Here is a 13,091-nt window from a genome sequence, read left to right as displayed (position 1 = left end):
GCGGGGCTGGCGGTCAAGGCGGGTGAACGCGTGCTCCAGCCCGTCGCTGAGAGCGAATCGTTTCCTGGCCATCACTCCCCGCGGCGGATGTAGCTCATGACCCGCTGGCCCACCACGAGGTCCGTGGACTGCTCGAGCGTGATGACCACCTCCAGCACCTTGGTGTCGTTGCGCTCCACGGGGTCGTCGCTGCGCACGTTCTTGCGGCCCATGCGGCGGGCCACTTCGATGACCCGGCCGGAAAAGTCACGCCCGGGGAACGCGATGGCGCGCACCACCACGTTCGACCCCACGCTCACGTGCGCAAAGTCGCGCTCGTCCACGTCCATGCGCACGTGCAGCTCGCTGGTGTCGCCGAGCACGATGAGCGGGTCGGTCTGACCGGGGGCCACGTACTCGCCCACGCGGTACTTCACCTGGAGCACCTCGCCCGCGATGGGCGCTCGCACGATGAGGCGCTCGTAGCGCGCGGCCGCCTCGTCGCGACGTGCACGAGAGGCCACCAGGCGCGCGCGCGCCGCCGCGATCTCCTCGCGCCGCGGTCCTCGCACCACCGCTCGGCGGCGTGCATCGGCGAGCGCAGCGGACGCGGTGTCGGCCTGGGCCTGCCGCTCGGCGCGCTCGATTTCGTCTGCCGAGAGCCCACCCGACGTGCTCGCCGCGCGCGTGCGCGTCAGCGAACTGGCGGCCAGGGTGGCCCGCACGCTGGCCACTTCGGCTTCGGCGTTGGCGGCGTCCACGTCCTCCGAGCGGCTGCCACGGGTGAGCCGGGAGAGCTCGGCCTCGGCCCCGGCCACTTCGGCGTCCGCCACGGACACGGCGGCCTGCTCCACGGCGCTCTCGAGCTCCACCAGCACGGCGCCCACCTCCACGCGCTCGCCCTCGCGCACGGCGATGCGCGCGATGCGGCCCGGCACGGCAGCGGCCACCTGGGTCTCGCGGTCGCGTGGCTCGACGATGCCGTTGCCACCCACCCACTGGCCCGAAGGCAGCGGGTCGGCGTCGTCGGTCCCGGGCACCACCCGCGCACCGACCTCGCGATCCTCTGCGCGCACCCGCTCCGGCGAGGGCGAAGTCAGGTAGCGGACGATGTTGAGGGCGAACATCGCGAGCAGGAACACGCCGACGACCGGCAGCAGGTACTTCTTGATGCGTGTCATGCGTGGGCTCCGTCTTCGGTCTGCATCAGGCCGTCCTCGATGTGGACGATGCGATCCGCCAGGTGAAAGATGCGGTTGTCGTGCGTGACCACCACCACGGTGCCGCCGCGCTCCTTGGCCACCTCGCGCAGCAGCTCGGTGACCACCAGCCCGCTGTGCGCGTCGAGGGCGGCGGTGGGCTCATCGGCCAGCACCAGCGGAGGGTCACCCGCCAGGGCGCGCGCGATGGCGACGCGCTGGCGCTGGCCACCGGACAAGTCGGCGGGCGGGCTCTTCCGCTTGTCGCCCAGCCCCACGCGCGCGAGCATCTCGTCCGCCGCGGCGAGCGCGCTCGGACGCTTCACGCCGCGCAGCTCCAGCACCAAGGCCACGTTGTCGCGCGCCGGCAGCGACGCGATCAGGTTGTGCCCCTGGAAAATGAAGCCGATGCGAGCGCGGCGGATGGACGCGAGCGTCGTGTCCCGTAGCCCCGTGATGCGCAGCCCGTCGATGGTGACGTCGCCCTCGGTGGCCGAGAGCACGCAGCCCAGGATGGAGAGCAGCGTGGTCTTCCCGCTACCCGAGGGGCCGGCGAGCATGACCAGCTCGCCCTTCTGCACCTGGAAGTCCACTCCGTGGAGGGCCGTGAAGGCGAGCGCGCCCTCCCCGAAGACCTTGGTGACGTTGCGCGCGTCGATGGCGAGGTTGGTGCCGGCCGATGTCATCGGAACACCATCCCCGGCTCGAGGCGTCGAATGCGCATGAGCGCGAGCGTGGACGCGAAGAGACACAGCACCACCATGACCAGGGGCGCGGCGTAGATCACGTAGTGGGGGATGATGGGCACCAGCAGGGGATTGCGGATGCCCTCCACCACGTTGGTGACCCAGCCGAGCCCCACCACGGAGCCGATCAACGCGTACAGCATGGACTGGACCAGCAGCAGAATGCTGAGGTCCCCGTTGGTGCAGCCGATGGCCTTCAGCGTGCCGAACTCGCGCAGGTTGTCCAGCACGGACGAGAACATGGAGAGCGAGACGATGACGAGCCCGATGATGAGCCCGAAGCTGGTGGAGATGCCGAACGACATGCCGAGCTGCTCCTTGAGCAGCGTGGTGACGATGGACGTGTGGTACTCGTCGCGCGTCAGCACGAGCGCCTCGGGGACCCGCGGAGAGATGGCGTCGCGGATGTCCTCGGGGCGCATCCCGGGCTGCACGCGCACCAGCACGAAGTTCATGCGGTCCACCGCCACGTCGGTGACCTCGCGCGCCAGGTCGATGTCCGCGAACGCATACGGCGGGCCGAACGGCACCAGGCCCCACGTGAAGCCGCCGACGCGGATGCGTTGCCCGTTCAGCTCGCGGGTGCTGCCCACGTTGACGGCGCCGTACTTCTCGCGCTGCGAGTCCTCGAGGAAGATGGTGTCCGGCTGCTCGAGGTTGCGCGTGTCGCCGCCGACGATATTCCAGGGCGCCCCCAGCCGCGAGGTGCTCTCGAAGCCAATCAGCGTGACCGACTCCGACCCTCCGTCGGGCTTGGCCAGCGTCCCCGCCGCGAACACGAGGGGCTGGGCCTCGAGCACACCCGGCGTGGAGCGTGCTTGGTAGAGCACGCTCTCGTCCAGCTTCTCGCCGGGCTGCAGGAGCCGAGTGTTGGGCGGGACGATGAAGATGTCTGCGCCCGCGTTGTCCACGAACTGCGTGTTGCGGTTGAGCAGCGCAAACAGGATGGAGAGCTGCTGCACGGCGAGGAGCACCGCGAACACCACGCCCGAGATGGTGCCGATGAACTTCAGGCGGTCGTGGAACATCATGCGCACGCCCAGCCGGCCCATGGCCCGCAGCCGCACCAGGCGCGGAACAGCGGCGATCTCGAGCACCGTGTCGCTCATGGCGCCTCCCAGCGGCCCGAGGCCATGCGCAGGTGGATGCGGGCGTAGTGCAAGTCCGCTTCGGCTTGGATGCGCGCCACCTCGGCCGTGAAGGCGTCGCGGTCGGCGGCGAGCACGTCCAGCTGCGTGGCGAGGCCCGCGTTGAACCGGTCGCGCGCGATGATGGCCGCGCGCTCGGCGGCCAGCTCCTCGGTACGGGTGGCGTCTACCCGGGCTACCAGCGCGACCACGCTGTCGAACGCCGCCTCGATGGTGCTGGTGGCGTCGATGCGCGCGCGCTCCGCCTCGAGCTCCCGGCGTGATGCCTGCACGCGGGCGACACGCGCGCTCGCCACCGTGTCAGCGCCGAGGCGCAGCGTGGCCGTGAGACCCACGGCCCACGCGGGGCTGTAGCCGAAGCCCGTGGCGTTGGTGAAGCGCTCGGACGCGCTGGCGCTCACGCGGGGTGCAAAGCCGCTGCGCGCGGCGGACAGCTCGGCCCTCGCTACCTGCACGCCTGCGTCCGCCGCGCGCACGGTCGGCAGCTCGCCCAGCTCAGCCGTGTATTCTGCTAGCGTTCCGTCCCCCTCGAGCGCGGGCGGCTCGAGGGCCTCACTCGCGGTGGGCTCCACTCCGGTGAGGATCAGCAGGCGTCTGCGGGCCTCGGCCACCAGCCTGTCGGCGTCGGCGATGCGCTCGCTCGCGCGGGCCACGGCGGCGCGCGCGCGCTCCAGCTCGAGCTCGTTGGAGAGCCCCGCGCGCAGGTGCGACTCGATCATCTGGAGGTTGGCCGCAGCGACCTCGGCCGAGCGGCGCGCGGAGGCAGCCAGCTCGCGGGTGGCCAAGGCGTCGAAGTACGCCCGCGCCACCGCGCGGTCCACCTCCAGCAGCGCCAGCTCTCGGCTCGCGTCGCTGGCCGTGAGGTTCTGACGTGCGGCCGCGAGCGAGCGGATGGCCGTGAGATCGAACAGGGGCACGTCGATGACCAGCGTGGCCTCGAGCTGGTTGTACGGCGTGAACGTGCCCGTCTGGAAGCCGCCCATGCCGTCGGGGATGGTGGCCACCGCTTCGTATTGGTTGCGCCGGTACGAGCCCGTGGCGGTGAAGGACGGCAGCAGGCGCGCACGCGCAAGGGCCAGGCGCGCCGCCGACTCCTCATCCAACAGCGCGGCGAGGCGCGCGTCCACCGAGTGGTCTCGCCCTGCCTGGAGGTAGACCTCGAGGCCCTGCGCACCGGCCGCCGAGGGAGCCAGGATGGCCGATAGCACAATGAGTGAGTACACACTCAATTTCTGCACGTGAGAGAACGGCCCCAGAGGGAGCGCGCGATGCACACGGTTCATGGCTTCTCACCCCCAGCGCGCACGGGCTCGAGCCCATGCCAAAGCGAGGCCACCACGCCTCGAATGTAGGTGGCTTCGGGCATGGGCATGATGTCCATGGCCCCGAACATCAGCTCGAAGTGGGCGTAGTGCCAGGCCGCGGCCATGACCATGCGCGCGGCGATCTCCGGGTCTTGCCGACGGATCCGCCCCAGCCGCATCTCCGCGTCGAAGTAGCGCGTCAGGACCCGCAGCGTGCGCATCGCCGAGTGCTCCTTGTTCTGCAGATGCGCGGGAATGGTAGAGGGATCCGCAGATGACGTGAGCACGAGCGGCACGATGATGCGGAGCACCTCGATGCCGTCCTTCAAGATCTGCGCGAGCTGTTCCTGCGGATCACCGATGCCCACACGCTCCGGCATGGAGCGCTCCCACGCCTCGCCCTCACCGTCGATGTCGAGCGCGCAGTGGAACATCTCGTGCTTGGTCTTGAAGCGCTTGAAGAGCGTGCCCTCCGAGACCCCAGCGCGCTGCGCGACCTCGGCCGAGGTGGCGTTGACGCCACGCTCGAGGAACACCTCGCGGGCCGCGCCGAGCAGGTGTTCGTCCGTGATGGTCGTCTTGCGTGCCATGAGTGAGTACGCACTCATTATGTTACGGGCGTGGACTCGTCAAGTCCCTCGACTCGGAACGGCGCGGCGGTTCACTCCTTCGTGACGGTGAACCAGAAGACGTTCCGCGGCCTGCCCGCGAGCTTCAGCATGCCGCGGCCCAGAAAGCGGCCCGGCGCGGTCTCGCGCACCTCGTCGGTGAGCCCCCGCATGAAGCGCGGGTTCTTGGGGGTGTCGTAGATGATCTGGGTGACGTCGGCACCATCGGCTGCGGCTCCCCGGGAAACACGGAAGCGGCCTGCCCTGACCAGACCACCGAGGAACTCGTTGTGCCCGATGATGGTGCCGGCGGTGCTGCGCTCGAAGACCTTGGTGTGGCCCAGCACCCGGATGGGCGGAAGGCAGGCAGTCGCGAGGCGCACGGCATACGCACCCGTGAGGTCTGCGGGGTCGCGTGGGGTGGCCGTGTCGAAGGTGCTGGCGAGGCTCATGGCGTTCTCTCGAGCGGGGGAGATGGGCGGAGCATACACCGTGCGCCCCTCGCCGAGCCCCATCGCGCGGGTGGGCACGTCCGTGATACCGATCGCCTCATGCGCTGCAGTCCGAGACTCCACCGTCCACGCCCCCGCGTACCCATGCTCATGGCGGGCGCGCTCACGCTCTGCCTCATCGTGCTTGTCACTGGGGGTTCGCGCGCCCAGGTGGCCGACACCCGCGTGGATCTCGGCGAGATCACCGCCACCGCCGCCCGCCAGCCGGTGAGCAGCCCATGGCTGCGCGTCCGCATCCGCGAGGTGGTGGGTCAGCTGGACGCCGAGTGCTACCAGCCGGCCCTCGCACGGCGGGCGGGTGTGTCGGGCGAGCTGCAGGTCCGCGCGAACCTGTCTCGCAGTGGGAGACTCACCGGCGTTGCGGTCACCCGCGCGCGTGGCGGCACCCTGCCCGCAGCGCTCGCAACCTGCGTGCGGGCCGCGTTCGCGCGCGCACAGCTGGACCTCGCGCCCCTCCCGGCCACGCCCGTCGACACGACCGAGCTTGGCGCCTACGTGGAACAGCCGCGCCGAGGGCCTCCGGAGGTGCGGTACCCCGTGCGTCTCTCGTTCCGGCTCGCGCTCAGCGCACCGCCCGCTCCCCTCGCCGACACACCGGCGCCGCACCCCGACCCCACGCCCGCCGCTTGTGGCCGCAACCCCGAAGGCTGCCGAAGCAGCGGCTGCCCCAGCGGCATGCGCTGCGACACCCGTGTGGCCTGTGTGCCCTCGTCGTGCGGCTGCAACGCCGAGACCGGTCAGTATGTGTGCACGTCGGACTGCGGCGGCGGCATGTGCGTCCGCGACCGGCCGAGCCCGCCCGCGCAGCCTTGATCACGCCATCACGTTGACCGGACGCGTAAAGGGTCGTTCACGATTCCGCCCTCACGGACGCGGCGTCAAAGTGAACGATGCGAACGTCAGGCTGACCGATGGATGTCACGTATCCATGATCCAATTGTGTACAAATCGATGTGCTTTACCTCGATGTGGGTCTTGGCCCGGAAGGTGCTTTGGATGCCGGTGAGTAGCACCACCAATTCGAAGTCACATCGAGGAAAATTGCATGACCGTTCAACGAACCACCACCTCCCAGAACAACGATAGAAGTGCGCGCAGCGAGGGCGATCTCATCGGAAAGCGTGCACCCATGGACGACCAAGTCGACTCGAAGGGGGACAAGGCGTCCAAGAAGAGCAAGGCCCAGCTGGTGACCGCCATCTTCCGGAATCGCTTGGCTGCGAACGCGGCCGTCGATGTCCTCATGGGGAAGGGCTACACCCAGAAGGACATCAGCCTGCTGATGACCGACTCGACCCGCACGAAGGAGTTCGGGCTCGAGTCCGGCAGCAAGGTCGGCGAAGGCGCCGGCGCGGGCGGTGTCATCGGCGGCGCCATCGGAGCGGCCATCGCGGCCATCGCGGCCATCGGCACCTCGCTGGTGGTCCCCGGCTTGGGGCTGGTCGTGGCCGGCCCCATCGCGGCGGCGCTGGCCGGCGCGGGCGCAGGCGGCGCGGCGGGGACTCTCGTCGGCGCCCTCGTGGGAGCGGGCATCCCGGAGCACCGTGCGAAGGTCTATGAAGCCGGCCTGCGCGAGGGTGGCATCCTCCTCGGCGTGGAGGTTCGCTCCAGCGAAGAGGCCAGCGCCTTGGAGGACCTCCTCGAAGGTCGCGGCGGCGAGCAGATCAAGAAGGAGTGAGCGCGAGCGTTTCGGCCGGGCTCACTCCCCGGCCGAAACGCTTCCCCTCTCGCTGGCGTGCACGCCACTCAGCCGCGGGTGAGCACACCGAGCATGCGCCGGTAGTCTTTCTCGTATTGGCGCCCGAGTCGCACCTTCGCGGTCTCCGACAGGAGCTTCCCCGAGACCTGAAAGAACTTCTTCTCTTCCTCTCGGAGGTGATGGTGAACCTTGTGAGATAGCGCGCTCGCTTTCTCCATCCATTCACTTCCTCCCTTGTCGCGCGTCTGCATGTCTTCGACTATCTCATCGATGTCGTGATGCTCGGAGAGCGCGTGGCGCGACGACTTGAGACCCGCATCCTGCATCAGGATCACCGCGTAGAGGAAGCGCTCCTCCGCTGCCGCGTGCGCCGCCAGCTCCACGCGAAGGTCCGTGAAGAGCGACTGGCGGTCTGCCCCGGGCTTGGACCGCAGCAGCTTTCGGAAGAAGGCCCTCTGGCGTTCGTGGCTCTCTCGAAGGCGGTCGTAGATCGTGGGGTTGGGCATGTCATGGGCTCCTCTTCAGGCGGTCGAAGCTGAACAACGCGCCGCACGGGTGCTGCTTTCCGAGCAACGTGTCCCGCAACAGCTCGGCGCCGATCAGGCTGTAGGTGATGCCGTTTCCGCCATAGGCCATGGCGAAGTGCACGCGAGGTCCGTGCTCTTCGTGGGTCCCGAAGAACGGCAGGCCATCGTCGGTCTCGGCGAACGTCCCGGCCCAGGCGAACGCCACGCGCAGCGGCAGCTCGGGGAACAGCTCCTGGACACGACGTGCCAGCTTGGCCGACTTCTTCGCTACGCGCGCATCGCGACGCAGCGGGATGTCGAGCTTGTCGTCCTCCCCGCCCACGAGGACGCGCTCGTCCGCGGTGCGACGCACGTAGAGATACGGGCGTGACGACTCCCAGACGAGCGTGTCCTTCAGCACACCCAGCTCGCCGGGCATGGGCTCGCTCACGAAGGCGTAGCTGCTGCGGTTACTGGCCACCCGTTGGTCCAGCCACGCTTGCGATTCGTAGCCCGCCGCGAAGACCAGCTGCTTGCAGCGAATGGTCGCGCCATCCTCGGTCTCCACCCGCACCCCGCCGCGCACCGACTGGAAGCTGGCCAGCGCCGTGCGCGCGTGCACGCGCCCACCCAGCCGCGTCACGCGACCCAGCAGGCGGTGGGCAAACTGATAAGGGTCGGTCTCGGCCGCCACCGGGGTCAGCAGGCCCGCCGGGGCGTTGATGCCGAAGCGGTCCTGCAGCGCAGCGCGGTCCAGGATCTCGAGCTCGAACCCGTTCGCGAGGCGCAGGCGGCCTTCGCTCTCGACGCGCGTCTTGTGATACCAGCGGCTCGCGAAGTAGAGGCTCTGCATGGGCTGGAAGTCCACGCCTCGCAGCGTCTTCGCGAGCTTCTGCAGGCTCCCAATGGCCTTCTCGCACGACCGGTAGGCGAGCACCGCGTCGTCTTCGCCGTAGCGCTCCGCCAGGTCTTGGAGCTCCGTGTCGATCTCATACTGAAGCAGTGCCGTGCTGGCTGATGTACTGCCCCAACCCGCTTCGCGGCTCTCGATGACGCACACGCTCATCCCGGCGCGCGCCAAGTGATCGGCGATCAGCGCGCCGGTGATCCCCGCGCCCACCACCAGGACATCGCAGCGGACGTCCTCCCGCAAACGTGAATACGGATGGAGCAGCCCATTCTTCACGACCCAGAACGGGGAGCCGCTGCTCAAGTCCATGCGCTGATGCAGTCCCGTTGGCGGTTCATGGCCGAGTTGCGACGCACACATCGTGCCAACCCGCTGCCCGCCGAAGTGCCGGCGCTCGGCGCTCGGCGCTACCCTGCGGTGGTCGTGATCGGCGTGCCGCTCAGCAGCGTCTTGGTCACCGGCGTCTTCCCGGCCACGTCGATCAGGCGCGCCCACTGCTCCTCGTCCAGCGGCTCGGTCACGTGCAGCACGCGCTCGATGCGGCTCTCACCCTCGCGGTTCTTGAAGAACGTGAGATCCACGCGCAGCTGGCCCAGGCGCCAGCCCTTCTTGGCCGCGTACATCTCGAGCGTGATGGCCGTGCACGAGCCCAGCGCCGCCAGCAGCAGGTCATAGGGCGCCGGGCCAGCGTCTTGTCCTCCGTGGTCGGGCGGCTCATCCGCGACGAGCGTGTGATTGCCCGTGCGGATGTCCTGACGGTAGGCGACGGAAGACGAGGTGACGCCGGCGGTGGCGATGGCTTTCATGGTGCGTTCCTGTTGACGTGGCCGAAGCGGCCGCTGTTGAAGTCTCGGATGGCCTGTTCGATCTCGTCCTTCGTGTTCATCACGAAGGGGCCGTACCCCACGATGGGCTCGCGCAGGGGCTCACCGCTCAGGACGAGCACCGTCGCATCGTTGTTCGCTTCGATCGAGAAGACTTCGCCATCATGGTCGAACACGGCCAGCTGGGCGTTGCGCAGGATCTCCTGGTCGTTGAGCTGCACGGTCCCGCGCAGCACCACCACCAGAAGCGTGTGCCCGTTCGGCACACTCAGCGCCACGCGCTTGCCCGCGCTCAGCCGCAGGTCCCATACGTTGACCGGCGAGTGGGTGCTGGCCGGCCCGGCCTGCCCCAACAGCTCACCCGCGATGACGCGAGCACGCCCTGCCTCGCCCGGAAGAGCGACCACGGGAATGTGCGCGTTGGTGATGGCCTGGTAGCGCGGAGGCGTCATCTTGCTTGCCTTCGGCAGGTTGACCCACAGCTGAATCATCTCGAGGGCCCCACCGCGCTCCGTGAACGGGGCCGAGTGGAACTCGTCGTGCACCAGACCCGAGCCTGCGGTCATCCACTGCACGTCGCCGGGGCCAATCACGCCGCCACCGCCCGCCGAGTCGCGGTGCTCCACCTCGCCCTCGTAGACGATGGTGACCGTCTCGAAGCCACGGTGCGGATGCTCGCCCACGCCGCGCCGCCGCGGAGGCTTCGCCGAGAACTCGGCGGGACCCGCGTAGTCCAGCAGCAGAAAGGGGCTGAGCGCCTGGCCGTGCGTGTTGTAGCTGAAGAGGGAGCGCGCCGGAAAGCCGTCGCCGACCCAGTGGGGAGAGGGAGCGCTGTAGACCTTTTGGATGTTCTTCATGATGAGATGGAGTCTATCCACGGGACGCTGCACCGTCAGGTAGCCACGAATCACCGCAGCGTTCCACTATTGGAACGCTGATCCGTGCCCAACGTGGCACCCTGAGCGCACCCCGAGGAGCCCCGCATGCAGGATCTCAACGACCTCTACTTCTTCGCCCAGGTGGTGGAGCACGGCGGCTTTGCCTCTGCAGGCCGTGTGCTGGGCGTGCCCAAGTCCACGCTGAGCCGGCGCGTGGCGGCGCTCGAAGAGCGACTGGGGGTGCGCCTGCTCCAGCGCTCGTCGCGGAAGTTCTCGGTCACCGACATCGGCCAGGACTACTACGAGCACTGCAAGGCGCTGGGCGTGGAAGCCGAGGCCGCGCAGGCCGCCATCGATCGAGCCAGCGCCGAGCCCAGCGGGGTCATTCGCGTGAGCTGCCCCATCACGCTGCTGCACTCGCGCGTGGACCGCATGCTGGCGCAGTTCATGGCGCTGCACCCCAAGCTGAGCGTCCACCTCGAGGCCACCAACCGGCGCGTGGACGTCATCGCCGAGCGCTTCGACGTGGCCATCCGCGCCCGCACGCCGCCCCTCCCCAGCAGTGAGCTCCGCCTGCGTGTGTTGGCAGAGCGCGCCTGGCGTGTGGTGGCCAGCCCCGCGCTCTTGGCGCAGCACGGGGTCCCACAGCAACCGAGCGACCTCGCGCGCTTCCCCAGCCTGGGCCTGGGGCCGGCAGCGCAGGAGCACACGTGGGAGTTCATCGACCCGACCGGAGCACGCGCCACCTACAGGCACACGCCGCGCCTCGTGACCGACGACATGGTCACGCTACGGGCCGCCGCGCTGGCCGGTGTGGGCGTGGTGCAGCTGCCGGGCATGGTGATGTGCGACGAGGTCGCCTCGGGCAGCTTGGTGCCGCTGCTGCCCGAGTGGACCCTCCCGCACCACGTGGTTCACCTGGTGTTCCCCTCGCGGCGCGGGCTCTTGCCTTCGGTGCGCGCGCTCATCGACTTCTTGGCGGCGGAGTTCGCCCAGCTCGATGAGCACGGCATGCCGCGCTAGCTCCGTCTACGCGTCGGCCGCCCGCCCCGCGAAGAGCTTGAGCGCACCGGTCACGCCCTTGTGCACCAGCAGGTAGATGACCAGCGCCACCACGTACGAACCCATCAGCTGAAAGCGATCCACGCTGGGGTTGGGCATGAGCCCGCGGAACGGGGCCAGGAACGGACCCGTCACGGTGGTCATGAAGCGCATGAACGGGCTCCCCGAGTTGGCGCCCGCCAGCTCCAGCACGATCACCACGGCGATCGCCGCATAGAGCACGAAGAAGGCGTAGTCGATGACCTGAGCGGCGCGCTTCAGGCGCCGCGCCCGCGTGAGGGTGGCCTCGCTGGACGAGACCTCACGGAAGGCACGGTCCTTCATGTGCTTGGCCACGTCGGCAGCCTGACCGGCGTCGCCCGCCGTCTGCTGCACGGCCTCCACGCGGAGCTCGCGGTTGACCTCGGCGCGCACCTCGCCCTTCACCTGCTCGTGCTGCCGAAGCCGGCGCTCGTCGTCGGCGGCCACGCGCTCGTCGTCGACGCTCATGGCATGGACCCTTGGTGGAGAGGCGCGGTCATGGCTGAGTCGGGTGCATGTTGCGGTCCTGCTCGGCACACGTGGTCGGGCAGACCTCGCCTTCCTGCAGGCGTCGGAACTCCACGCGTCGGTTGCGCTCGCGGCTACGCTCGGGGACGATCTGGCACGTGTCGCCCATGGCGCTGGTGGGGACGCGCGACTCCTCTAGTCCGCGCGCGGTCATGTAGCGCTGCACGGCCGAAGCGCGCTGGCTGCTGAGGGTCATGTTGTGAGCGGCGTCGCCCTCTTCGGAGGCGTAGCCAATGATGCACACGCGGCACGACTCATCCCGCAGGACGGCGGCGGCCACGGCCTCGAGGACGGGGTCCATGGTCTGCTCGCCCTCGGGCTGAACCACGGGCATCTGCGAGCTGTCGAAGCTGAACTGCACCAGCACCATCAGCGGGCGGCCGGTGCACGGGTCAATCGGGCACCCCATGGTCGAGGACACGCCAACTTGGGTGGGGCACTCGTCGTCCTCGTTGCAGACGCCGTCGCGGTCGGCGTCGGGGCACGAGTCATCGACCGGAACGCACTCGACCGCCCCTGTGTTGGTGGTGTGCTCGGTGTGCGTCCCGGTGCACTCGCACTCCCCCGCGGTCATGCAGTCGTGTTCTTGGGAGCTGCGGTGACCGCCGGGGCCGAACGCGAAGTCCACGCCCACCACCAGCATCTGCCCGTCGTTGGGGTCTTCGCCGTAGGTGTCGTTACCCTGGACCACCTGCACGTAGCGCAGGTAGGGCCCAATGGAGAACGACGGCGCAACCTGGAAGCCGTAGCCCAAGCCGATGTCGAACGCGAAGCGGCTGAGGTCACCGGTGCGCGCGAGACCGAGGTTCACGTCGGCGAAGAAGCCGCCCACGCGACCGCTCGGCATCATGTTGGCGAACGGGCGAATGCGAGCACCCGCCATGAAGAAGTGCACCACGCCGTTGTCCGTGAACGGGCTGCGGTTGGGGGTGAACAGCCCAGCGTACGAGAGCTGCAGCGAGAGGATGCGCCCGATGGTCAGGCTGGGCCGCACGGCGCCGTAGAAGCCGGGCTTGAAGCGGTCGGCCTGCGGGTTGTCCACCCAGATGCCCATCCCGGGCTCGATGTGCAGCGCATAGCCAACCTGCTGAGCCGAGGCGTGGCTGCTGGGAAGGAGCAGCACCGCGAGGCAGGCCGCGAGGGCCAGTGTCGTAGAGCGCACGGGTG

At 69.1% G+C, this 13,091-nt stretch carries 15 protein-coding genes; 3 read left to right on the top strand and 12 right to left on the bottom strand.

Going from position 1 to position 13,091, the window contains the following annotated elements:
• Window positions 1–71: 71 nt before the first annotated feature.
• The 6 genes from IPI43_17220 to IPI43_17195 form a co-directional block, all read right to left on the bottom strand.
• On the bottom strand, window positions 72–1,160 hold the full coding sequence (locus tag IPI43_17220; protein ID MBK7775847.1) for an efflux RND transporter periplasmic adaptor subunit: 1,089 nt from the start codon (window positions 1,158–1,160) through the stop codon (window positions 72–74).
• Entirely contained in the window at window positions 1,157–1,864 is a 708-nt protein-coding gene (locus tag IPI43_17215; protein ID MBK7775846.1) for an ABC transporter ATP-binding protein, read from the bottom strand. Before IPI43_17215 ends, IPI43_17220 begins: the two co-directional genes overlap by 4 nt.
• A complete protein-coding gene (locus tag IPI43_17210) occupies window positions 1,861–3,033 on the bottom strand; it encodes an FtsX-like permease family protein (protein ID MBK7775845.1) in 1,173 nt (390 codons plus the stop codon). The genes IPI43_17215 and IPI43_17210 overlap by 4 nt, the downstream gene beginning before the upstream one ends.
• Window positions 3,030–4,280, bottom strand: a complete 1,251-nt coding sequence (locus tag IPI43_17205; GenBank protein ID MBK7775844.1) for a TolC family protein — start codon at window positions 4,278–4,280, stop codon at window positions 3,030–3,032. The genes IPI43_17210 and IPI43_17205 overlap by 4 nt, the downstream gene beginning before the upstream one ends.
• Window positions 4,281–4,351: 71 nt before the next feature.
• Window positions 4,352–4,966: a TetR family transcriptional regulator gene (locus IPI43_17200; protein ID MBK7775843.1), complete on the bottom strand. Its 615-nt coding sequence runs from the start codon at window positions 4,964–4,966 to the stop codon at window positions 4,352–4,354.
• 71 nt (window positions 4,967–5,037) lie between these two features.
• Window positions 5,038–5,436, bottom strand: coding sequence for a hypothetical protein (locus IPI43_17195; protein MBK7775842.1), 399 nt, complete (start codon window positions 5,434–5,436; stop codon window positions 5,038–5,040).
• A gap of 150 nt (window positions 5,437–5,586) precedes the next feature.
• Here IPI43_17195 and IPI43_17190 point away from each other — a divergent pair, with 150 nt between their 5' ends.
• Both IPI43_17190 and IPI43_17185 read left to right on the top strand, forming a co-directional pair.
• Window positions 5,587–6,309, top strand: a complete 723-nt coding sequence (locus IPI43_17190; GenBank protein MBK7775841.1) for a hypothetical protein — start codon at window positions 5,587–5,589, stop codon at window positions 6,307–6,309.
• 316 nt (window positions 6,310–6,625) lie between these two features.
• A complete protein-coding gene (locus tag IPI43_17185; protein ID MBK7775840.1) occupies window positions 6,626–7,174 on the top strand; it encodes a hypothetical protein in 549 nt (182 codons plus the stop codon).
• A 68-nt stretch (window positions 7,175–7,242) separates the two neighbouring features.
• Here IPI43_17185 and IPI43_17180 read toward each other — a convergent pair whose 3' ends face one another.
• The 4 genes from IPI43_17180 to IPI43_17165 form a co-directional block, all read right to left on the bottom strand.
• Window positions 7,243–7,701: a hemerythrin domain-containing protein gene (locus tag IPI43_17180; protein ID MBK7775839.1), complete on the bottom strand. Its 459-nt coding sequence runs from the start codon at window positions 7,699–7,701 to the stop codon at window positions 7,243–7,245.
• Between the two features lies 1 nt (window position 7,702).
• Window positions 7,703–8,920: an FAD-binding oxidoreductase gene (locus IPI43_17175; GenBank protein ID MBK7775838.1), complete on the bottom strand. Its 1,218-nt coding sequence runs from the start codon at window positions 8,918–8,920 to the stop codon at window positions 7,703–7,705.
• A 98-nt stretch (window positions 8,921–9,018) separates the two neighbouring features.
• Window positions 9,019–9,417, bottom strand: a complete 399-nt coding sequence (locus tag IPI43_17170; GenBank protein MBK7775837.1) for an OsmC family protein — start codon at window positions 9,415–9,417, stop codon at window positions 9,019–9,021.
• Window positions 9,414–10,292, bottom strand: a complete 879-nt coding sequence (locus IPI43_17165; GenBank protein MBK7775836.1) for a pirin family protein — start codon at window positions 10,290–10,292, stop codon at window positions 9,414–9,416. Before IPI43_17165 ends, IPI43_17170 begins: the two co-directional genes overlap by 4 nt.
• A gap of 126 nt (window positions 10,293–10,418) precedes the next feature.
• On the opposite strand from IPI43_17165, the gene IPI43_17160 reads away from it, so the two are divergent.
• A complete protein-coding gene (locus IPI43_17160; GenBank protein MBK7775835.1) occupies window positions 10,419–11,336 on the top strand; it encodes a LysR family transcriptional regulator in 918 nt (305 codons plus the stop codon).
• A 6-nt stretch (window positions 11,337–11,342) separates the two neighbouring features.
• Here IPI43_17160 and IPI43_17155 read toward each other — a convergent pair whose 3' ends face one another.
• Both IPI43_17155 and IPI43_17150 read right to left on the bottom strand, forming a co-directional pair.
• Window positions 11,343–11,864, bottom strand: a complete 522-nt coding sequence (locus IPI43_17155) for a YggT family protein (protein MBK7775834.1) — start codon at window positions 11,862–11,864, stop codon at window positions 11,343–11,345.
• A gap of 28 nt (window positions 11,865–11,892) precedes the next feature.
• Window positions 11,893–13,086, bottom strand: coding sequence for an OmpA family protein (locus IPI43_17150; GenBank protein MBK7775833.1), 1,194 nt, complete (start codon window positions 13,084–13,086; stop codon window positions 11,893–11,895).
• Between the last annotated feature and the right edge of the window lie 5 nt (window positions 13,087–13,091).

The sequence above is a fragment of the Sandaracinaceae bacterium genome (assembly GCA_016706685.1).
GTDB lineage: Bacteria > Myxococcota_A > Polyangia > Polyangiales > Houyiibacteriaceae > JADJJE01.
This window is presented reverse-complemented; position numbering and strand designations above follow the sequence as displayed.